General features: G+C 35.9%; 24 protein-coding genes. 14 read left to right on the top strand and 10 right to left on the bottom strand.

From position 1 onward, the window contains the following. Nucleotides 1-129 precede the first annotated feature (129 nt). From ABDH28_07885 to thiL, 4 genes are all read left to right on the top strand, one after another. The gene (locus ABDH28_07885; protein ID MEN2998933.1) at nt 130-312 is read left to right on the top strand and encodes a hypothetical protein; all 183 of its coding nucleotides are present in this window, start codon (nt 130-132) and stop codon (nt 310-312) included. A 73-nt stretch (nt 313-385) separates the two neighbouring features. Continuing rightward, nucleotides 386-985, top strand: a complete 600-nt coding sequence (locus ABDH28_07890; protein MEN2998934.1) for a hypothetical protein — start codon at nt 386-388, stop codon at nt 983-985. A gap of 437 nt (nt 986-1422) precedes the next feature. Further along, entirely contained in the window at nt 1423-2187 is a 765-nt protein-coding gene (locus ABDH28_07895; GenBank protein MEN2998935.1) for a fumarylacetoacetate hydrolase family protein, read from the top strand. 3 nt (nt 2188-2190) lie between these two features. Continuing rightward, complete coding sequence (gene thiL, locus ABDH28_07900) at nt 2191-3192, top strand: thiamine-phosphate kinase (GenBank protein ID MEN2998936.1); 1002 nt, start codon at nt 2191-2193, stop codon at nt 3190-3192. On the opposite strand, the gene ABDH28_07905 is transcribed toward thiL, so the two are convergent. Next, complete coding sequence (locus ABDH28_07905) at nt 3189-3419, bottom strand: FeoA family protein (protein MEN2998937.1); 231 nt, start codon at nt 3417-3419, stop codon at nt 3189-3191. The genes thiL and ABDH28_07905 overlap by 4 nt on opposite strands. A 214-nt stretch (nt 3420-3633) precedes the next feature. Here ABDH28_07905 and ABDH28_07910 point away from each other — a divergent pair, with 214 nt between their 5' ends. After that, nucleotides 3634-3945 carry a ribosomal-processing cysteine protease Prp gene (locus ABDH28_07910; protein ID MEN2998938.1) on the top strand — a complete coding sequence of 104 codons (312 nt, stop codon included), beginning with the start codon at nt 3634-3636 and terminating at the stop codon, nt 3943-3945. Nucleotide 3946: 1 nt separating this feature from the next. Here the strand turns inward: ABDH28_07910 and ABDH28_07915 are convergent, their stop codons facing one another. Genes ABDH28_07915 through ABDH28_07925 form a run of 3 tightly spaced genes read right to left on the bottom strand, consistent with a single transcriptional unit; the run spans nt 3947 to nt 7379 of the window. Next, nucleotides 3947-5029: a hypothetical protein gene (locus ABDH28_07915; GenBank protein ID MEN2998939.1), complete on the bottom strand. Its 1083-nt coding sequence runs from the start codon at nt 5027-5029 to the stop codon at nt 3947-3949. Nucleotides 5030-5036: 7 nt separating this feature from the next. After that, nucleotides 5037-6848, bottom strand: coding sequence for a DUF5312 family protein (locus ABDH28_07920; GenBank protein MEN2998940.1), 1812 nt, complete (start codon nt 6846-6848; stop codon nt 5037-5039). 9 nt (nt 6849-6857) lie between these two features. Further along, complete coding sequence (locus ABDH28_07925) at nt 6858-7379, bottom strand: gamma carbonic anhydrase family protein (GenBank protein MEN2998941.1); 522 nt, start codon at nt 7377-7379, stop codon at nt 6858-6860. Nucleotides 7380-7725: 346 nt separating this feature from the next. Here ABDH28_07925 and ABDH28_07930 point away from each other — a divergent pair, with 346 nt between their 5' ends. From ABDH28_07930 to ABDH28_07945, 4 genes are all read left to right on the top strand, one after another. After that, nucleotides 7726-8457: an outer membrane lipoprotein-sorting protein gene (locus ABDH28_07930; GenBank protein ID MEN2998942.1), complete on the top strand. Its 732-nt coding sequence runs from the start codon at nt 7726-7728 to the stop codon at nt 8455-8457. Between the two features lie 3 nt (nt 8458-8460). Further along, entirely contained in the window at nt 8461-9954 is a 1494-nt protein-coding gene (locus ABDH28_07935) for a hypothetical protein (GenBank protein MEN2998943.1), read from the top strand. Nucleotides 9955-10039: 85 nt separating this feature from the next. Further along, nucleotides 10040-10702: a glycogen-binding domain-containing protein gene (locus ABDH28_07940; GenBank protein ID MEN2998944.1), complete on the top strand. Its 663-nt coding sequence runs from the start codon at nt 10040-10042 to the stop codon at nt 10700-10702. A 46-nt stretch (nt 10703-10748) separates the two neighbouring features. Then, on the top strand, nt 10749-11039 hold the full coding sequence (locus tag ABDH28_07945; GenBank protein MEN2998945.1) for a hypothetical protein: 291 nt from the start codon (nt 10749-10751) through the stop codon (nt 11037-11039). On the opposite strand, the gene ndk is transcribed toward ABDH28_07945, so the two are convergent. Together ndk and ABDH28_07955 are read right to left on the bottom strand one after the other, a co-directional pair. Then, on the bottom strand, nt 11032-11454 hold the full coding sequence (ndk, locus tag ABDH28_07950; GenBank protein MEN2998946.1) for a nucleoside-diphosphate kinase: 423 nt from the start codon (nt 11452-11454) through the stop codon (nt 11032-11034). The two genes, ABDH28_07945 and ndk, sit on opposite strands and share 8 nt — an antisense overlap. Next, nucleotides 11438-11902, bottom strand: a complete 465-nt coding sequence (locus tag ABDH28_07955) for a YbhB/YbcL family Raf kinase inhibitor-like protein (protein MEN2998947.1) — start codon at nt 11900-11902, stop codon at nt 11438-11440. Before ABDH28_07955 ends, ndk begins: the two co-directional genes overlap by 17 nt. Before the next feature lie 236 nt (nt 11903-12138). Between ABDH28_07955 and ricT the strand changes: the two genes are divergently transcribed. The 3 genes from ricT to ABDH28_07970 are packed head-to-tail and all read left to right on the top strand — an operon-like array spanning nt 12139 to nt 14196. Further along, nucleotides 12139-12807: a regulatory iron-sulfur-containing complex subunit RicT gene (gene ricT, locus ABDH28_07960; GenBank protein ID MEN2998948.1), complete on the top strand. Its 669-nt coding sequence runs from the start codon at nt 12139-12141 to the stop codon at nt 12805-12807. Beyond that, a complete protein-coding gene (locus ABDH28_07965) occupies nt 12804-13367 on the top strand; it encodes a CDP-alcohol phosphatidyltransferase family protein (protein MEN2998949.1) in 564 nt (187 codons plus the stop codon). The genes ricT and ABDH28_07965 overlap by 4 nt, the downstream gene beginning before the upstream one ends. After that, a complete protein-coding gene (locus ABDH28_07970) occupies nt 13354-14196 on the top strand; it encodes an ATP-binding protein (protein MEN2998950.1) in 843 nt (280 codons plus the stop codon). Before ABDH28_07965 ends, ABDH28_07970 begins: the two co-directional genes overlap by 14 nt. Here ABDH28_07970 and ABDH28_07975 read toward each other — a convergent pair. Together ABDH28_07975 and ABDH28_07980 are read right to left on the bottom strand one after the other, a co-directional pair. Next, on the bottom strand, nt 14193-14966 hold the full coding sequence (locus ABDH28_07975; GenBank protein ID MEN2998951.1) for a hypothetical protein: 774 nt from the start codon (nt 14964-14966) through the stop codon (nt 14193-14195). The genes ABDH28_07970 and ABDH28_07975 overlap by 4 nt on opposite strands. A 4-nt stretch (nt 14967-14970) precedes the next feature. Beyond that, nucleotides 14971-16254, bottom strand: a complete 1284-nt coding sequence (locus ABDH28_07980; protein MEN2998952.1) for a 2-isopropylmalate synthase — start codon at nt 16252-16254, stop codon at nt 14971-14973. A 194-nt stretch (nt 16255-16448) separates the two neighbouring features. Here ABDH28_07980 and ABDH28_07985 point away from each other — a divergent pair, with 194 nt between their 5' ends. Further along, a complete protein-coding gene (locus ABDH28_07985; protein MEN2998953.1) occupies nt 16449-17228 on the top strand; it encodes a hypothetical protein in 780 nt (259 codons plus the stop codon). Between the two features lie 30 nt (nt 17229-17258). Then, nucleotides 17259-17999: a hypothetical protein gene (locus tag ABDH28_07990; protein MEN2998954.1), complete on the top strand. Its 741-nt coding sequence runs from the start codon at nt 17259-17261 to the stop codon at nt 17997-17999. On the opposite strand, the gene ABDH28_07995 is transcribed toward ABDH28_07990, so the two are convergent. Further along, entirely contained in the window at nt 17965-18906 is a 942-nt protein-coding gene (locus tag ABDH28_07995) for a glycosyltransferase family 2 protein (GenBank protein ID MEN2998955.1), read from the bottom strand. The genes ABDH28_07990 and ABDH28_07995 overlap by 35 nt on opposite strands. A gap of 10 nt (nt 18907-18916) precedes the next feature. Further along, a partial coding sequence (locus ABDH28_08000) for an SPASM domain-containing protein (GenBank protein ID MEN2998956.1) occupies nt 18917-20240 on the bottom strand: 1324 nt, incomplete at its 5' end.

A 20240-nucleotide genomic window follows, 5' to 3' on the forward strand; every position in this document is an offset into this window, starting at 1 on the left:
AAACTATTATAAAACTCCTTAAGAAGAGTTTCAATAATCTAGGACCTGAAGTTTGTAGCAGAGTTTGGTAAAAATTAAAGTGAAATAACCTCCTCTTGCATCGTAAAATAAAGGCAAAAGGAGGGATATATGAACCACAGAAAAACTATAAATCACTTTATCAAAAACTTTCTACATGACCTTCCATCAAAGCTCAGGAAGAAGATAGCGGAAGTTGTCCTCGTAACCACCCTCTCGGGAAGTTTGAGGATATCTAGGGTATATGTCAAAGTTAAGATAGCAATGTACAAGGTTAATCAAAGCTTAAACTAACCTCAAGGAAAAAACTGTTGTAAATTAGAGGAAAATATGTTATTATATTATTGTAGAAAGTAGGGAAAAAGTTATGCTCTGTTCCATATGTGGTATTAACGAAAGTGTAATAGGCGTTTCAATCCTCTACAACGGTAAAAAGACAGATGTTTATTTATGCTCTGAATGCATAAGCAAATTTGGATTCAGTATTTACAATGTGGAAAAACTCGTCAACGAGATTATGAGCTTGATAAACAAAAATACCATTGGTGAAAAAGAATACAGCGACGTTGAGAATAACGAACTTGAGGAAGAAACTTTCTCCTTTGAAAATATAGAAAACGTTTTTTCATTTAGCAAAGCCAACAACTTTGACGACAATAAAGCTGATCAACGAGAGGGTATAGATATGAAAAAAGTAGATTTGAGTTGTCCCTATTGTGGCTCAACTTTAGAGGAAATAATTGAAAGCTCACATCTGGGATGTATAGGATGCCTTGAATACTTCAAAGATAGACTAAAACATAAACCTGCAAGATTCGAAGGAAGAATTCCCAGAGTTTACAGAGCCATATACATTCGTGATAAATTAAAAGATTACTTATCTAGTAAAATGAGAGCTGAGGTAATAAGAGAAAACTTTGAAGAAGCATCAAAAATAAGAAAGATAATAAGCAAAATAGTCAAATGATGATCAACAAAGCCTAATTTCTACTAAGCTAGCTGGCAAAATTCCAACCCTCTTGTTTCATCCTTCCTAGGCAATACTAACCAACTACAAGATACTACTTAACCTTAGTTTCTAGTGTTATTGAGAAAATAATGACTCATCCCAATAGGAACCATAATTAATTGCAAGCTTTGAAAGCTATAAAATACTTTGTCAATAAATTCAAATTTCAAAGTGAGCAGGATTCCAAACTTTTTGCATATTGATTCTAGATAGTGTCTATCAGTCCGAAACTTCACTTTATACCGAGTCCCTTAAGCGTTTATTAAGAAGAGTATTTACCTAGTTCCAACAAAGACTGCAAGAAAGGTAAAGACCTAATTGTTAAATTTTGGAATTCATTGGATGCTTTTCTTTTAATTTGAAAGATATGCATTCTTATATTTACCTTAATAATTATGAAGATTGGCCGTTTTGAAAAAGAGAACAAACCGATCTGGGGAGTCTTTGATACAGAAAATGGAATAGTTATTCCTATAAAAGGAAGTATTTTTGGAGACTTTGAACTAGAAGAGAAAAGTTTCAAGATAGAAGAAGTAGACATCCTACCCCCAGTTATTCCAACCAAAGTCGTATGTGTTGGTCTTAATTATAGAGATCATGCTGAAGAGTTGAAAATGCCAATACCCGAAGAACCTGTTATTTTTCTTAAGCCTGCTACTACCGTTATAGGTCACAATGACACAATAATCGCACCAAGCTTTTGCAAAAGGGTTGACTACGAAGCAGAACTTGCGGTTGTCATTTCCAGAGTTTGTAAAAACATCTCCCCAAGTGAAGCTAAAGAATACATTCTAGGATATACATGCCTAAATGACGTTACCGAAAGATATTTCCAAAATAAGGATGGTCAATGGACTAGAGCAAAATCTTTTGATACCTTTTGTCCCATAGGTCCTTGGATAGAAACTGAAGCTGACTGGAAGGAGATCAGTATAAAAGCATACTTAAACGGAACAATAAAACAAGATTCTACAACATCTAATATGATATTTGGAGTTGAGGAAATCATAAGCTTTGTTTCAAAGATAATGACTTTGTTGCCAGGTGATGTAATTGCGACTGGAACTCCTCCTGGGGTTGGAGAGATGAAGAATGGAGACGAAGTAGTAATTGAGATAGAAGGAATTGGCGCTCTAAGAAACTATTTCATAAAGGAGTAGTTAATGAGAGTGAGCGAATTTGAGATCATCCAGTATATAAGAGAGATAACAGAGGTTAGCGGAATACCCAGAGAGGTGATAATACCAAACGGTGATGACTGTTTTGTATTTGGCTTCAACGGCAAAGCCCTAGCAACTACTGATACAATGGTAGATGGAATACACTTTCTAAGCGAGAGATTTTCACCATATGACATTGGAGTCAAAAGTGCAATATCAAACCTTAGCGATATTGCTTCTATGGGAGGTAATCCTCTTTATGCACTGATATCACTCATCGTACCTCCTTCTACTGAGCTTGAAGTAATACTAGACATATACAGAGGCCTAGTTGACACCTTCTCAAACTATGGTGTATACATAGGAGGGGGTAATATATCAAAAGGTAGAGACTTAACAATAACTGTTACCTTGTTTGGAAACTGCTCCGATGTTCCACTTACTAGGAGTGGAGCCAAAAAAGGAGATCTGATATTCGTCAGTGGATTTGTCGGTGACTCCTCCTTAGGACTTGAAATACTCCTAAAGAAAGGGAAAGGTCCTTACCTTAGTGAGGTAGAATCATACTTGGTCTCAAAACATATTTCTCCTACACCACGAATAGAACTAGGTAAAAGACTCGTTGGAATAGCAACCTCTTGTATAGATATCAGCGACGGGCTACTGCAAGATATAGAACACATTCTAAACTCCTCCGGAGTAGGAGCAAAGATATCTCTAGAAAAAGTACCCATTAGTTCCGAATACAGCGTCTACATCTCCAGAGAAAAACGCTACAGCAGTTTGGTAGGATTCTTTAAATACCCACTTTCGGGCGGAGAAGATTATGAACTCGTATTTACTGTACCTTACAACCTAAAGGAAAAAGTTCTCAACATATCCAAGGAGCTTAATGTCAAACTTACAGAAATAGGAGAAATAACTGAAAATCCTGGTAAATTAGAACTTTTCTACTTTGAAGAAAGAATTGACGAAAAGGAATACAAAGGATGGAAACATTTCTAAGAAACATCTACTACTACCCTCTCAGCTTCTTCCTTTCTCAATGCTAACTTCGTAGACCTAACATTCACTATGATCGGTGAGCCAAAAAGAGAAATATTCTCTACTAAAACCTCCTCTCCCTCAAAAAAACCCATACTCAAAAGCCTCTTCTTAAATTCATCATTCCCCTCTATCTTCACTATCTTCCCTCTATTTCCCAACTTTGTATTGCTCAACCTCATTACCATACTCTACTCCTAACTATAATATAGGAGACCCCACGTGAATTTCAAAGAAAAACCACCTAGAGCCAACATTTCTCACAAAATATTTTCGTTTCATACTCCATAAAATAAGTATCTTCACTACGAAAAAACTTAATACTAAAGTTGATGTAGAAGCAAAGATTAACTAAATTCAAAGATGAGAAAATAAAGAAGTCAATCGTAAATAATACTTGCTATGATAGAAGTAAACATTTCAGAAAGCTCGGGTAGTGTAAAAATAGAATTAACCGGACACTCTGGTTACGGAAAGAAAGGCGAAGACATTGTTTGCGCAGGTATATCTGGGGTAGTCCAATTTCTCATCGTTCACTTGTTCAATAATCTTGGAAAAAAAGGTAAGTTTGAACTATCTTCTGGAAAAGGGCTAATTGAAATACCTAAAGAGAGAGATACATCACCATTAATCTCCTCCCTAATAGAGTATCTTAAACTTGTGGAGAAGAGTTACCCCGGAAGTGTTTGCCTAAGATTTCTCTCTAACGAGTAAGCTAGGAAAAGTCTATCACTTCATTTAGAGAAATCTTCTCAGCTATAATATGCTTTATGATACTTCTATCACCTGACAATTTTCTCAAAAAGTTCTCAAGTCTCTCTACGATAGGAATATTCTGGGGGAATCTAGCACTATCCGAAAACACCGAAGTAAGTTCAACTAGGTATTTTGAAATAAAGTTGAACCTATCAACAAGATCATCATCAACTCTCTCAGATGCTATATCTACCCTAGAGTAACTGAAGACACCCCCTTTAATCAATCTACTCCTTCTACTAGAGTTTAAGTTGATGTAACAGCTATACACGTTGTATGAATTGTTGCCTCTCAACTTATACACCCTAGATCTCAATCCCCCTTCTCTTAGATTAGGGTCGTCTAGAATACGCTTAGGTATGTTAAATGTCTTCACATGTCCAAAAATGCTTCGCTTAGGTATGTCAAATGTCTCCACATGTCCAAAAATGCTTCGCTTTGGTGAAAATAGCTTATCTATTCTCCCATCTTTCACTAAAATGGTCCCGTTAACGAGGGTTTTTATGATTTTATCACCGACATAATGTGGTTCTAAGATGTTATCCTCGACATAATGTAGTTCTAAATCCGGCATAATCTCACTCAGAACAACATCATTCCACAAATCGCTAACTCTCGGTATATTAGTTGGGTATTTGCAAATATCGTAAGCAACTTCTTTTGAAAAAATAATTTTGTTATAATCCAAATTATTGGATTTCAGGATGTTCTGGGGAATAATAACCTTTCTTACTATCTTAAATTTCGCAGACTTACTAAGTTCTATAGGCTTTCCAAGACAAGCTCTTACATGCCCAAGTGCAAAAGTCATGAAACCTATGACAGAGGATTTGGTTCTCGCAAGATAATCAAGTCTAGCAGTACCATCAAAAAATATCACTTCTTCAGGTCTGAACTTAGATTCCTTAAATTGAGAGTCATCAACACACTCAATGTCCTCCTCTACGAGAGATATATCTTGGTTAAGAAAGTCTTGAATATCGTCCACCTCAGAAAAACCTATTATGTCTTCCGATAACATTTCTCTAAAAGGCAACCTCATTTCACAATCACTCCTCAACAAAAAGCGTTATAAGTGAAGAAAGTGCATTCAACTTCTCAACGGACTTCTCTAGCCTGTCAATAAAATCTTTACTACTCACACCACCTATTTTATGAATATTGACAACAGTTCTCGGAAACGGAGCATAAACATCCTCAACTATGTATGAAAGAATTTTATACATTCCCTTAAATATATCTTTGAAAGCATTCAAAAACTCAAAGCACAAACTATTCATTATCGTTATTTTTCTTTCCACGACTTTTTTGTTACTTTCATTTGTCAGAAGCGAAGGATTTGAGATAAACCTTGAAAGCAGTATGTAATATTCCCCCCCTTGCTCAACAGCCTTCACAAAATCGTTCATTTTACTCTTGACTGGCTCAACCTTTGAAATAAGGTCATATAGTGTCTTTTGTAGTTGTTTCTCAGAAAATACGCCACTGACAACCAAGGTAGTTATCGTATCTTTCAAACTAGTATCCCAAACATTTTTAATGAAATATGAAGATATTGCCAAAGGTTTTGTGTATAGAAGTGGAGGCAAGCCATATCTAGAGAATAAGGCACTGACACTGGAAGAATATATTCCGTACTCACTAAGCTCAGGATTTTTATCAAACATCATGGTTATGTATTTGTCTATTAACTTATTATTCTTCTCTTCCATCCTCAACATGACGATCCTTCGGTATTTCTCAGACAAGATTTTAGAAAATTCCTTGAACAGCGAATAATTCGTCTTTATGATAAACGGCTTGTGACTAGGATCTTTTGTCACATAAGCTACAAGATCAACTATGCTCAACTTCCTAATATTCTCGTTTAGAGCACTAAAAAAGTTTGAGTCTAATTTATTTTTAATCTCCTCAAGCTTTTCTATTCCCGAACTTGAGTATTTTTCAATATACTCAAGCATAGCCTTAATATATTGCGCAGTGTATATATCGTCAACATTAAGTGATAACAATATACTTTCAATATCCCTTATGTGGTTTATCAATCCCTGTGGAGACACAGACTTAAAAACTACTCTTCCCCTTTTGATTTCAGAAAACTGGGTAAACCTTCTAACAATTGTCTCAAAGTCAAAGTAAGCAAATTCACGAAGTTTAACGATGTTGTTAAAGATGTTGTCTGCCCTCTTTATCAACTCGTCTGGTATCAACCTAATCATACTGTTTATCTCTTCATCCACTGCCTTAACTGCAATCTTAACACTTTGAGATACCTCAACAATTTTGCTGAGGTGAGATTCAAAGTCCTTGTAACTCTCAACAACATTTTCCAGATCGGTAATCTTCTCAAACAAATACTCACACGACGACTTCTCAACTCCTATTCCTTTCCAGAAATCTTCATTGTTCAAGAATACATCAAAAATACTTCTTAACAACTTTGCTTGCTCATAGAGAGAAATGATAACCCTACCAAACTCTCCTGAAAGATATCCTCTTGAAGGATCTATCATTGTAGGTTTCTGTCTTCTTAGCTTCTGCTCTAGTCTTTTCAAAGCTTTACTCTTCTTGTATTCTGGTGAGGACATTAGTCCTAGAAGCGACATTATCAGCATGATTATTCTATCCCACAGCGAAAGTTCAACCTCAATCACTTCCTCCCTTCTTAAGGGCAACTCTACTAATTCCATCTCTCCTTGGGCAGATATCGCAGGAGACTGCGTAGTAGATGTGTATTTTCTAAGCTTTTCTGCTAGCTTTTGCCTTTCCCTTTCATCAGTCTTCAATGCCTCTGCATCTATACTTCTTTCAAAAACTCCCAGTTTTTTAGCTCTGTCAACAGTCTCTTTATCATAAGGCATAAATCCCCCCTATGTGACTTTACTTTTCATCTCTTTACCTAAAAGGACATAATCGTTAGCATTTTGCTTGATATGATCTATCTCAATCTGAGAAAGCTCCCTAATAACCTTTGCTGGGGTTCCAAGAACCATAACACCACTAGGTATCTCTACTCTGGGTGGAATTATAGTTCCTGCCCCTACTATAACATTACTACCCACTTTCGCTCCATCTAGAACAATTGCTCCCATCCCAATAATCACAAAATCGGAAATTATAGCACCGTGTATCACCGCAGAATGTCCAACAGTAACGTAATTTCCAATAATAGTAGGTAAGTCATAGTTTACGTGAATAACAACATTATCCTGAATGTTTGAATTTTTACCTATCCTGACATAACTTATATCTCCCCTAATGACCGCTCCAAACCATACACTACTCCCTTCCCCTATCTCAACATCTCCAATTACACTCACATTTTCGGAAATATACACACTTTCGTGTATTCTCGGTGAAACTCCTCCAAAACTGGCTATTACTACACCCATGTCTACTCCTCTTCTATTTTATGCATAACCACAAAAAATATTAGTCAAAAATAATTCTAACCGAAGTTATCTCCTTTTGCAAAATTAACTACACAATCCCTATTGGAACTGGGTGAATACCTTCTTCAACAAGCACCTAATGAGTGAAATTTTGTTATTAAACGAATAAAAACCAAAGGAAGTGAATAAGCAAAAGGTTTAGAATTTTACCTACTCACCTAACAGAAATCAGAATTTATTGAAGTTTACGCAAAAATTTTGAGGTTCTAGAGAAGTTGAAAAGCGCAGAATCCAATTTTAGTATTACATTATCCCGTTAAGCTTCTGGGGATGTAGGGGGTATAGTATGGTTAGAGTAGTAGTAGTTTTGGTAGCCTTGCTTGTCATTGAAGCGACTGTGTATTGTATAACTGGGAGTGAAGTCTTAACTAGAGTGGAAGAGATTCTCTCAAGGGAGAAGGATAGAGAGAGTCTTGTTGAACTGGTGCTATACAGAGATGGAAAAGAAAAGGAAAGAAGGGAAATGAGAATATGGAACAGTGGCAAAGAAAAGAGGGTTGTCAAGTTTGTTTCTCCTGAGAGTATAAAGGGAATAGGAGTTCTTTCACTGCCAAACGGTGAAATGTATGTATATTTACCTGCATACAAGCGAGTAAGGGCAATCCACGGAAGTGCTAAAGACCAAAGCTTTCAAGCAACTGACTTTTCTTATAGAGAAATAGGAAGCTTTAACTACTCTCAAGACTTTGAAGCGGAGATTCTTTCGGAGGACCAAAATAACTATGTTCTAGCTCTCAAAAGAAAGCCAAATTCCGAGTGGAGCTATGATAAAGTTTTGATGGTTGTTTGTAAGAACACTTTCCTTCCAAAAAAACTTGAAATGTATGAGCGGGATAGGATCAAAAAGGTTCTTGAAATTTTAGAAACAGACAAAAAGGGTAATTACTACATCCTTTCAAGGATAAAAATGACTACTCTAACTGCTAATACTTCTACGGAGGTGATCCTTAAGGATGTAAAGTTTGATCAAGGGCTTGAAAACAAGGGTATATTTACACAGAGATTTTTGGAGAGGTAAGTTATGAAAAGGTTTTACACTTTTGTATTTTTTACATTAACTTGTAGCATCTGTTTTTCCACTACAGAAATAGGAATAGATATTTCATCCGTGGTTTCTATAAGATATCTTAGTGGAGAAATCAAGCATAATGAAGTCTCCTCAAGGTTTTCCTTCTCTTCAAAGTTAGCGGAGAATACCTCTGTCTTTTCATCAATTCTTGCGAGGTTTTCTGTTTCAGCAGAAGATACAACTTTCGTTTCGTCTGAGCTTGGTAAAATAGTCTACAAAGAACCTACTCTCTTTGACCTATATGAATGTTACATAAGAATCGATGGAATGATACTGGATAATATCTCATTGATTCTAGGGAAGCAGAGGATATTCTGGGGCAAGGCTGATAAGATAAACCCAACTGACGTTCTCAATCCTTCAGATTTGTACAAACCGATAGAATTTTCTAAAAAACTTCCTTCTTGGGCTTTAAATGCAAAGGTGTTCATCCCAGTATTAGATGAAACCCATGTTCAACTGGTACTCAAACCTTTTTCGGATTCAGCAAAGTTCGGCATACCACTTATCAGAAGATATAATGAAGAGATCACGGATAAGGTGCTAGGAGAGATAGGTAAGAGAATTCCCTTTTTTAGGCTAAGGGGTATCTCTCAACCTTATGGAAGCTTACAAGACGATTTGTTGAGTATTACTAACATTACTGCTGGCATCAAGGTAGCTACGAGATTTTTGGGATTTGATCTGTCCACCTCATTTGTGACTAGGGAAAACGATATGCCATTGATTAGGCACCTATGTGTTTCTAACCTTATTACGGTTAAAACTAATGGTTCTTCCCTTCCTGATGTTGAAGTTTACGTAAATTCAATCCGCTACTTTATGGATTACCATAGGGAGAGTATGGTAGGATTTGATCTTTCAAGGGACCTTGGTTTTGCTGTTGGATGGTTTGAGATAGGAGTATTTATTCCTGAGAAAATGGAAAGGTTTTATAGCGTATCTAGCGAAATCTTAACTATTGCTTCCAGTGGTTCAGGCGGTTACACTACCAATACTAACTACGTAGTTACCAACTATTCAGAAGTTTATCTTGAGACCTTTTACACTAAATACGCCATAGGTTTTGAGAAACTCTTTGATGATGGGTATGCAAATCTTCAGTTTGTGCATGGGATTGGAATGGAAAGAGGCTCTAGTGAAGAAAAACCGCAGGATTACCTAATGCTAAGTATTGAGAGAAAATTTTTCAGTAGTACTTTAGGAATTGGAGGATTCGTGATACTAAACACGGATGATGTATTTCAGAAGTTTGGAGAGAGTGACATAATGAAAAGCTTTATGGACAACTTGGGTTATGCATTTGGAGTTGAAATAAGTTACTATCCAGTCGTAGGAAGTAAGGTTTTTATAAACTTAGTAAACATTGAGGGGAATGGTAAAAGTAGGTTTGTAAGGTTTAATGACTTTGATACAATAAGTGTAGGTTTTTCTATGGAAATATAGCTAACTTTTCCTGTAAGAGGTGGTAATTACCTATCGCTGAAACTGTAACTTGAAAAGTGTAATTGTATCTGTTTATATTGGACTTATGGAAAGGATCTTCTTGCTATTGTTAATCTTAGTTCCGATTTCATGCTTTGGGAAGCCTAAAAACCCACTTGAGAATACGAATGTTTTTTCATCTCCTATAATAGAGGATGATCATATTCTTTTTGTGGTAACTAACCAAGCTAGGAGCGTGAAGATTCTCTTAGAAAGTGAGAGATGGAAGCCTATTACTATGTCTTATGACGAGAGAGCTAAGTTGTGGTATTGTGTTTATGATAAAGAGCTTAAGAGAGGGAGATATAGGTATAAGCTTTTGATAGACAACATAGTAATGATTGATCCTCTGAATGCTAATGTGGGCACTGATGAACTTGGTGGGAAATTCTCGTTTTTTGAGCTTAAAAACGACCTAGAAGTATTTAAGGGTAATCCTAAGGCATTGGGAGAGGGTTACTATGAATTCAGGTATAAGGACATAAAGGCGGAGAAAGTTGTTCTTGTAGGAAGTTTTAATCACTGGAATCCTTACGAACTTGAAATGAGAAGAGAGTATGGGGGTGTGTGGAGGATAAAAGTTTTTCTTCCAAAGGGGACCCATTATTACTATTTCATAGTGGATGACCAGGCAACCTCTGATCCTCTAAATGCCAAGGCTGTTAGGGACAAGCATGGAAATGTATTGAATGTGGTTGAGGTGAATTAATTTCTTCGTGACTCCGAAAATAAGTAAGAGAACCACGGAGGGTTTTATGAGCGAACAAATAAGAATAGATGAGTTTACGGGTTATAAGGGGGGGATATTTACCAAGGAGAATTACAAAGAAGAACTGAAAAAGGATGTTTCTCAGAAGATAAAGGAAGAAAACATAAAAGCAGAGATGGAGAAGGAAAAGGAGAAAGAGCTTAAGGATAAGCTAAAGCGTTCTATTATGAGTGAGGATGATTTAAAGCTATTACTTTTGGTATTTGGTTCTAGGGGAAGCACGACTCTTTTGGAGAAAGTGATTGAGAAAATGAAAAAGGAACAAAAGATCACCTAGAGTTGCCGAAGAAGAATTCTATTTCTCTTTCAGCGGATTTTTCTGAGTCAGAAGCATGAATTGCATTTCTAGGAAGTCCTTCGCCGAAAATCTTTCTAATAGTTCCTTCTCTAGCCTTTCTTGGATCAGTTTCTCCAACAAATTCCCTAAATCTCTGTACCACGTTTTCCCCCTCAACTACCATAGCTACCATAGGTCCTGAGCTCATAAATTCGGTAAGTGAATTGAAAAACTCTTTGCCCTCGTGTTCCTTGTAGAACTCAATTGCCTGATCTTTAGTCATTCTTACCATTTTCATTTCTGTGATGTGGAATTCTTTCTCAATCATTGTAATAATTTCTCCTACTCTCCTTTTCTCTACCACATCAGGCTTTATAATAGCTAAGGTTCGGTTCCTTTTACTTCCCTCTTGCATATTTCCCCATCAATTCTCCTTGGGCGAGTATATGCCCTTCCATAGCTTTAAGGATTTTCTGTTTTGTAGCACCTGGAGGTAGATTTAGCTGTATGTCAAGAGCATAAACCCTGAAGTAATACCTATGTGTGCCACTTGGCGGACAGGGGCCTCCGTAGCCTACTCTACCCCAGCTGTTGATTCCATGCTTCATACCATTGGGAAATTCTCTCTCAGGTTTAATTCCTTCAGGTATTGTATTAGTGTTAGGAGGAATATCGTAGAGAATCCAGTGATCCCAGACACCAACTGGAGCATCAGGATCATCATTTATCAGAACCAATGATTTTGTACCAGTAGGTATTCCCTCTATTCTTATCTCGGGTGAAATATCATCTCCGTCGCAGGTATATTTCCTAGGAATAAAGTCTCCATCCTTAAAAGCAGAAGAAGATACCTTAATACTCATAGGCACCCCCTCAGGTAAAATAAGCACCTTCTACAATAGGAATTATCAACATATTAACCTCATTTGTCAATTTAACTTGATGCTATTAGACCAAGTTCATACCAACAGGTGGGTTAGGTAAGGTTTTATTTGTAGAAAGAAGACGAAGAGGTTGCAAAGAGAAATTTTATATTAACTAAACTTCAGTTGAAGTTGAAATAACGCAGAGTTGTTTGTAATACTTAAATTCAAGAAGTATGAAGTTGGTTTATGTAAAGGTGTTTTTGGACAATACAGTTTCTCTGTTTTCTGTGGGAGAGGAGGAAGCAGTAAAAGTTGGGGACTATGTTATAGTGGACACCAAGTACGGCAAAGATATTGGGAGGGTTGTCTCAGTTTGTGCGGATTCTGATAGTAATGAAGTAAAAAGGGTGACTAAAGCATCGGAAAAAGATATTGAGGAGTTTGAAAATAACCGAAAGAGAGACTTTAGAGAGGATAAAAAGGTTAGGGAGATCTTGAAGAAGTATCATCCTCAGGTTCATTTTGTAGGGTGTTACTTTTTGCTGGAGAAGAGAAAGCTTATAGTGAACTTCTGTAGTGAAGAGAGGATAGATTTTAGGGAAACTGTAAAGACTCTTGCAGGAGTTTATAAAACCAGAATAGAGATGCGACAGATATCATCAAGAGAAGCTTTCAAGATCAAGGGGAGTATTGGTATCTGCGGTATGGAGTGCTGTTGTTTCAGGTTCAACCACCTAAAACAACATATATCTTCAAACTTGGTTAAGGAGCAAAATTTGTCCGAAATTAACGCAAAAACGATAGGACCCTGTGGGAAATTACTATGTTGTCTTGCTTATGAGTACCATTGTTATAGTAATGGCAAACATGTATTATTTCAGGAAACATCAGTAGGAATATGAATGATTTTTTCACCACAGCTAACATAATCTCGCTTGTAAGAATATTACTTACTATTCCTATAGTTGTCTTATTGTGGGCCGGAGGCAAATACTACGTACCTGCTCTCATACTGGTTATAGTAGCATACATTTCAGATGTAATTGATGGGATAGTTGCAAGAACTTTTGGGCAAGTTTCTGAGTGGGGAAAGGTTTTAGACCCGTTAGGTGACAAAATTCTCTCTACCGCATTGGCTATAACTTTCCTACAAATAGGTGTAGTTTCACTAATGTTCGCTATACTAGTGGTTCTCAGAGATCTGCTAATATCAATTTTCTCCACAAAGATGATCAAAAACCTCAGATTCATTAGGGGATCTGCGATAATTGGAAAGATAGTAACATTCCTCCTATTCGTTTTCTATTCTACTGTAATACTAAGCATGATAACAGGCAGTTATGTTTCAATCGTTAGGAAAATAGAAATAGCGGTATTGTTCTTTGTAGTTATTTCAGGAGTATACTACTTGGATCTATACATAAAAAGTTGTAAGTCAGAGGGCACAAGTGAGCAAAACTAGTATATTCCTAATACCAACTTCAAATACTCTGAAGAAGCTTAACTGTTGGTTAACTACCACATCTAGTTTCCACACAAACTTTTGTGAAAGCAAAAATTCACTAATATTCAGTGGTAAAACTAAATTTGAAGTAGATCTTAGTTCTTCCTCCATCAGGATAGATCTGAATGCAGGTATTTTTTCTTTCATAGTTGTATCCAAAGGAAAAGTAATATTTGGGGAGAGAAAAAGAGATGTTACTTTTGTATCAGACTTTGAAAGAGTTATCCTAATTGAAGATTTTAAGCTTTCAAATGAGTTTAGAAAGAAGTTTTACTCTATTTCAGACGTCACCGATTCTCAGAAGCTGTTGGAAGATCTTAGGAAACTAGTAGGTGACAGAGGAATAACCATAATTTTTAGAAAAAATTTTTATTTTTTTCATGAGGTTTGCTTTTTACCAGCAAAAGGTAACAATGTTGATAACTACCTGTCTTTACTACTTAGCAAAATGACAGATTTCTCTGAAGATGATATATGGAAGACCAAGACGGTGCTTTATGAGGTATTTGATAATGCGATAGAACATGGAAGCAAGTTTGATGAAAACAAAATGATAAAGGTTGAAACCTTGATCAGCAACAATGGGCTACATATCATTGTATCTGATCAAGGCGAGGGATTTGATATATCCGGAATAAACTTCAGTCTAAATCCTGAGAAACCTACAGGTCGTGGACTAACAATGATAAAGATGTTATCGGATATCTTTGCGGTAGAAGATAAGGGTAAGACAACAAATATCTTCATAGCTAGATCTAACTCTCTATATATTCCCTATATTTTCTAGTTTCCAACGTATTTTCTGAATAGGTATTCAGTTTCTTCCTTTGATCTAGTCCCAAAGATCATAGCTCTTCCATTTTTAAACAAGAACACCTTTTTCCCTTCTGCGAGAAAGCTTGTATAGTCCTCATTCTCTTCTAGTATCTCTATTCCGCTTTTTCTAAGAATTCTGTTAATAAATGGAATATCAATATTTCTGTCATCTATTGGAAATACGCCTGAGGAGTTGTTTCCACAGTTTTCATTGATAATCTCACCATATTCTTCTTCCAAGAATTTATAGTTACCTTCAATGCAGGAATTACAACCTTTTGTGAAATTCAGCTTTACTACATCATTACCCGAAACTGAGAAACTTTCCCCTGAGCTTAAGGAGGTTAAAACCAAATTGAGTAATGTCTCTATATCTGGTGCAAGATAGTTGATTACAAGGTAGTTTGATAGATCCTTTTTCTCTTCAAGTAAACATCTTACACAGCTGTTTTTTGATATGCTTTTTACTATGACATTGTTGTCATATCGTAGAACTGATATGAGTTTTTTGCTTGATTTTAGGGCAAAATCGTTTATGACTAGAGATGTTATAGTATTGAAGGTGAGGTCCACAATAGTCTTACATTCTCTCGGTATAACATAGGGTAAAGTTAAGTAAGTTATTCCTTCGTTTCTATGAGATGGAGATAGCTTTTCTTTGTATGGTCCAACTAAAATTGAGTCTTTGAGTCTTTTGTGAAGACTTAGTGAAATATCATTTACTCCCACTATACTTATCATCTACTTAAATACTTGAAATCTCAGGGATGTGTTTTTTCACGAGGTAGAGCATTTCCTCAACGCTTACAGCTCCGACTTTCCCCTTCTCATACATATCAATAACTTCTTGGTAGATTAGTTTTACTCCTTGGTTGTCCTTTGAAAGCCTTTTCTCTCCTTCAAGGTTGAAATAGGAATTTATCCAGTAAGCTATCCCTGCGGTTCCCGATTTATCTGTTATTATGACCAATGGTTTTCTGCCTAGGATCTTCTCGGTATCAAATATATTGTATATTTCTGGATCCTTCATCAGTCCATCTGCGTGGATTCCTGCTCTAGTGACATTGAAAAAGTCTCCTACAAACGGCTTTTGGGGATCTATTTTATCTCCTATTTCTTTCTCATAATATTCCTTGATCTCGGTTATGACTTTAAGATTCATATTCCCAGTTTTACCTTTTATAGCATGATACCAGAATATTATTTGCTCTAGAGGGGCATTTCCTGTTCTTTCTCCAGTGCCAAGTAGTGAAGCGTTAACTGACGATGCTCCATAAAGCCAACCTACCACGGAATTAATAACAACAGCTCCGAAGTCATTGTGCATGTGCATTTCTAGCATCTCTGAAGGGACGCCAGCATCTTCTCTTAGGTAATACACTATCTTCGGAATACTTCTAGGTAGTGATGCAGTAGGAAATGGAACTCCATATCCCATGGTGTCACATATCCTTATCGTTATCTTCGTTTTACTTTCTTGACTTATTTTCATAAGTTTTTGCGCAAAGGGTAGGACAAATCCAAAAATATCAACTCTGGTTATATCTTCAAAGTGGCACCTGATTTCCTTGTAGCCAAGCTCTATAGCCTTCCTTACCGCTGAAAGGTACATATCTTCTGCCTTTTTGCGGTCTAATTTCAGTTTTTTGTAAATGTGATAGTCTGAAACCGAAGTTAGAATACCCGTTTTTTGTATACCCATATTTATAGGTATTTTAAGATCCTCACTTGTTGCCCTAACCCATCCGGTGATCTTCGGATATTTGGCATTAACCTCCATACACTTTGATGCAGCTTCTTTGTCCTTAGATGAATAAAGGAAAAACTCCGTTTCTCTTATGATACCACTATTATTGTCTAGCTTTACAAGAAGATTGAAAATATCCACTATTTGTTTAACGGTATATGGATCTCTTCCTTGTTGCCCATCCCTGAATGTTGTATCTGTTATCCAGATTTCATCGGGAATATGTTGGGGAGGTATGAGTCCGTCAAATTCTATTACTGTTGGTCGTGAATAGGGGAATATATATTTAAAATAATTTTTTTAATAATACTTAGTCTCGTATTTTCTCATTTTCTTTAGTCCTTGATATTTTATCCATTTCATCGCTTCGCCCTTAGGATAATTATATTTTATGATAAATTTTAAATTTTTCAACTACCGCTGACTTTTACCAATAATTTTGAATAAATCGCAAAATTTTGTTTAAAATTCCCAATATGATAGACAAGGTTGCTGAAGACATAAGAAAATGCACTCCCAAAGATCAGTTCTTGATAGTCTTGAACAAGCTGGGCTTCATTAAATTTAACTCAATGCTACCACCTAAGTATAGAGATAAGTATGATCCAAGTGAAACACCAACTATGTTCATTAATATTTCCGAAAAAACCATAAAAACAATTCTGGAGATAGAAAAGTTACTTCTGTATACAAAGGGAGTTGAGCTAAAACTCTATGGCCCTCTGAACCAAAGAAGACTAATAGAGTTTATAACAAATAAGATTCTAGATTTTATAGGTAAAGCAGACATAGTGCATATAACAAGCGTAATAATGGAATTGGTTGGTAATGCAGAAAAGTCAAATTTTCTAAGTGTTTTGAGAGATAACAGGATAGATATTCCTATTGATGAGTCAGAAATGATCCTGAATAACAGAGATGAGGTTATAACTCTGTGCCAAAGGTTTGACAAGTGGGTAAAGATATCTTGGAAATTTTCTAAAGAAGTTTTTAAAGTAGAGGTAAGCAACAATGTAGCTATTCTTCCAGAACAAGCAAAAAAACTCAGAGAAAAAGCCTCAGCCGACATAGAAACTATAGTTGATGGATTTGTTGATACAGATAGCGAAAGTAAATTAGGAGCAGGCTTAGGCTTGTATTTTGTAAAATTCTTCATAGATGATTTAAAACAAAAAGATATAGAAGCAATATTTAGGATATATTCAACCGATCAGATAACATACTCTACCATCACCATGCTCTTTGAAAAATTTTAATTTCGTCAAAGTTTTACGAGAATTTAGTCTATGAAAAAGTTGACTCTAACATTAGTGATTTTTTGTCTCGTAAACCTTCTTAATCTATCTCTTGCCGAGGATCTTGTAATACTTTCGCTAAATTATGAGATAACCGTAAACGGGAAATACCGTTTTCTGACTTCAGTAGGTTACGAATGGAGCGAATATCCAAGAATTTTAGAGACAAAAGTTCTAACAAAACCTCTAGGCACCATTCCTCATAAGTACCAAATAATATCAACTACTACCTCAAAATCTGAGCTTAAAGAAACTCCTAGACTACTTTCACATAATGTTAGGTTTATACAGGGCAACACAGAGATTCTTCAAAGTGTCAGATTAGATAAAAACAAAGGCACTGAAATAAAGACTTTGATTACCCACAATTTCCAAACTTTTGAAACAAACCTTTTAACCAACTATGTTGAGTGCTTAGATATACCTTCGCTTTTGATGTTCATATCAGACAAGAAGCTGTCAGGCTTACAAAAACTTAATATATTCTACGACTCCTCATTTACAAACATATCTCCAACCAACCTCACCGAGCTTGGTGATTTCGGAATCAGAAAGGACAATTTCGTAAGACTTAAGGAAATCTCAGGATTTATGATCGTGGACAAATTTACACTAAAAGGAGTAACAATCGGAGTCTTCACAAATGTAGAAGTTGATGGAAGACTAGTAGACATAAAAATAGCAGATAAGTCCAGAATTATTTCTTTACAAAATCAAAACTCTCAAAAATAAGGCTTTTGATAAATGTTATATTCTCACTTACGGAATATTCCTTAGCTAAAACTACATCCATCATAAGCTTCGCAAACCCATATATAAGTGAAAATGGTTTAAACAGGACGTAGTATCCCGGAAAATGCTTCCTAAGATATTTCAAGAAAGAAACCATTTTCATCGTTCTTTTTGCATTGGAAACCTTAAAACTCTTACTTTCTAGATGAATTATCCTTGTTCCCCTTATTATTCCAACTTTGTAGTTTTTCCTCCTCATTCTAATCTGTAAATCAGCTTCTTCAAAGAACATGAAAAACCTTTCATCAAATTTACCAACTTCATAGAAAACATCCCTTCTAACAAACATATCAGCTCCAATTATGTAATCAACTTCTACAACTTCTCTATCGCAAAAGAAACTTTTTTCAAACTCTTCATAGTCAGTTGCCTTATGGTTCAGCTTCTCTCTCATCTTTTTAGGTAAAAATGGCTTAAGTAAAAACTCCTTTACACCTATTCTAAAAGGCAAGAAGTCACCCCAAGACTGAACAACCCTACCCTCCTCATCAGTAAGCAGTACACCGACTGCTCCATAATTAGGATTTTTCTCCATAAAATCATACACAACCTTTATAGAGTTTTCCTTCAACAGTGTGTCAGTATTTAAAAACAGAATATACTTACCGCTTGATTGAGAAACTCCGAGATTACATCCTCCTGCAAATCCTAGGTTTGTATCTGACTGAATGGTAATAACCTGTGGGAAAAGTCTATTAACTTCCTCCACTATTCCATCTCCTGAATTGTTGTCTACAAGTATTATCTCGTAATCTATGTCTCTCGTGTTCTCAATGACAGATTTTATTGATGCTAAGGTTATGTCCTTTGTCTTATAATTCACATAAATTATACTTACACTTTTCATACCTACTATTTTAGAGATCAAACTGATCCCAAACAACGCAGTTTTTGCATATTCCTAGGAATTTCCCACAAAAGTGCTCCCTAAGAGTTTTTGCTTTACTAGAACAGATAGTGTCCAAATTCTCAGAAAAAACATTCCCAATAACCCTTTCCAACTTCGTATCATTTACGCATAAAGTGGATGTTCCATCTGGAAGTATAACCAATGTTGTCTGAATCTTATAGCAAGGTATTCTGTAAGGCAACACTGTATCAACAGGATTAAGGCCTTTCATCTGGCACCTTTGTATCAGAATGTTATACCCCTTAAACTCGTTGTAAAACGACGGAAGACTGTCATCATTGTATATACTCCTTACAAACTTTATAAAAACCCGAGAAGGATCAATATCAAGGAGTTTTCTAAGGTTTGAGATAACATCTTCAAAGTTTGCTCTCTTAAGTTTTTCAAACTCATTTTTCTGGTTACTAGGAATATCAACAAAGATACTGAAAAACGGAGTATCCCTAAATCCTCTGACTTCCTTGGTTTTTGAAAAAAGCTCTACTAACTCTTCTGGTAGCAAGGTTAGAGAAGTATTCAGTATGAAACTTAGCCGATATCCTCTATACTCATCAATAACCCTCAGTATTTCTCCAATGTTCTTGTTAAAGAGAGGTTCATTGAATATTCCTATCATTATACCCGCTGTTTTAGAATAACTCACAATCCTTGAGATAACCTCCCTGAATTTCTCCAAAGCCATATCAGTTAACGACAACTCCCACGTAGAATTGTATACACTCTCAATTCTTTCTGAAGAAATTTCTATGCAATAGAAGGTAGGAATTTCTGTAAGGAGCTCTGGTGAAGCTCTAAGGATGTTCTCAATCTGTTCAACTACTCCTCCAGTAAAATCAATTTTCTCAGATAAGGTTTTCGCTAGCTTTTCTCCTTTGTAAGAAAATGGTGATATTTCCCACCTATACAACCTGATATCCTTTTCCAGTACATCTGTAAAATATACTGCTTCGTCAAGCTCCGTTGATGAGAGAACACTTCTGATAGGTTTTGAAAGCTTTTGATGATTCTTTAGAACTTCCAAAAGAAAGTCCGTATCCCATACTTCAAACTCCATATACTCAGGCAAGTTTGCTATGAAAATTACCTCTCCTCTTTTTCTGTATAATGCTTCCAAAAGAGAAAGATCAAGAACTGTTGTTGAATTCCAAGTAATAACAACCTTCTCATCTTTCACACTTTCCACAGCTTCCACCAATTCCTCAGGTGAGTTTCCTATAAAAATCTTTGGGTTAGGTATTCTACCGAACAGGTTATTCTCATACTCAACATCT

The sequence above is a fragment of the Brevinematia bacterium genome (assembly GCA_039630355.1).
Lineage (GTDB): Bacteria > Spirochaetota > Brevinematia > DTOW01 > DTOW01 > SKYB106.

Coding starts and splice junctions, on each gene's coding strand:
- ABDH28_07890 (MEN2998934.1), top strand. CDS start 386: ATGCTCTGTTCCATATGTGGTATTAACGAAAGTGTAATAGGCGTTTCA.
- ABDH28_07935 (MEN2998943.1), top strand. CDS start 8,461: ATGAAAAGGTTTTACACTTTTGTATTTTTTACATTAACTTGTAGCATC.
- ABDH28_07975 (MEN2998951.1), bottom strand. CDS start 14,966: ATGATAAGTATAGTGGGAGTAAATGATATTTCACTAAGTCTTCACAAA.
- ricT (MEN2998948.1), top strand. CDS start 12,139: ATGAAGTTGGTTTATGTAAAGGTGTTTTTGGACAATACAGTTTCTCTG.
- ABDH28_07885 (MEN2998933.1), top strand. CDS start 130: ATGAACCACAGAAAAACTATAAATCACTTTATCAAAAACTTTCTACAT.
- ABDH28_07920 (MEN2998940.1), bottom strand. CDS start 6,848: ATGCCTTATGATAAAGAGACTGTTGACAGAGCTAAAAAACTGGGAGTT.
- ABDH28_07910 (MEN2998938.1), top strand. CDS start 3,634: ATGATAGAAGTAAACATTTCAGAAAGCTCGGGTAGTGTAAAAATAGAA.
- ABDH28_07905 (MEN2998937.1), bottom strand. CDS start 3,419: ATGGTAATGAGGTTGAGCAATACAAAGTTGGGAAATAGAGGGAAGATA.
- ABDH28_07915 (MEN2998939.1), bottom strand. CDS start 5,029: ATGAGGTTGCCTTTTAGAGAAATGTTATCGGAAGACATAATAGGTTTT.
- ABDH28_07945 (MEN2998945.1), top strand. CDS start 10,749: ATGAGCGAACAAATAAGAATAGATGAGTTTACGGGTTATAAGGGGGGG.
- ABDH28_07985 (MEN2998953.1), top strand. CDS start 16,449: ATGATAGACAAGGTTGCTGAAGACATAAGAAAATGCACTCCCAAAGAT.
- ABDH28_07895 (MEN2998935.1), top strand. CDS start 1,423: ATGAAGATTGGCCGTTTTGAAAAAGAGAACAAACCGATCTGGGGAGTC.
- ABDH28_07925 (MEN2998941.1), bottom strand. CDS start 7,379: ATGGGTGTAGTAATAGCCAGTTTTGGAGGAGTTTCACCGAGAATACAC.
- ABDH28_07990 (MEN2998954.1), top strand. CDS start 17,259: ATGAAAAAGTTGACTCTAACATTAGTGATTTTTTGTCTCGTAAACCTT.
- ABDH28_07930 (MEN2998942.1), top strand. CDS start 7,726: ATGGTTAGAGTAGTAGTAGTTTTGGTAGCCTTGCTTGTCATTGAAGCG.
- ABDH28_07940 (MEN2998944.1), top strand. CDS start 10,040: ATGGAAAGGATCTTCTTGCTATTGTTAATCTTAGTTCCGATTTCATGC.
- ABDH28_07955 (MEN2998947.1), bottom strand. CDS start 11,902: ATGAGTATTAAGGTATCTTCTTCTGCTTTTAAGGATGGAGACTTTATT.
- thiL (MEN2998936.1), top strand. CDS start 2,191: ATGAGAGTGAGCGAATTTGAGATCATCCAGTATATAAGAGAGATAACA.
- ABDH28_07995 (MEN2998955.1), bottom strand. CDS start 18,906: ATGAAAAGTGTAAGTATAATTTATGTGAATTATAAGACAAAGGACATA.
- ndk (MEN2998946.1), bottom strand. CDS start 11,454: ATGCAAGAGGGAAGTAAAAGGAACCGAACCTTAGCTATTATAAAGCCT.
- ABDH28_07965 (MEN2998949.1), top strand. CDS start 12,804: ATGAATGATTTTTTCACCACAGCTAACATAATCTCGCTTGTAAGAATA.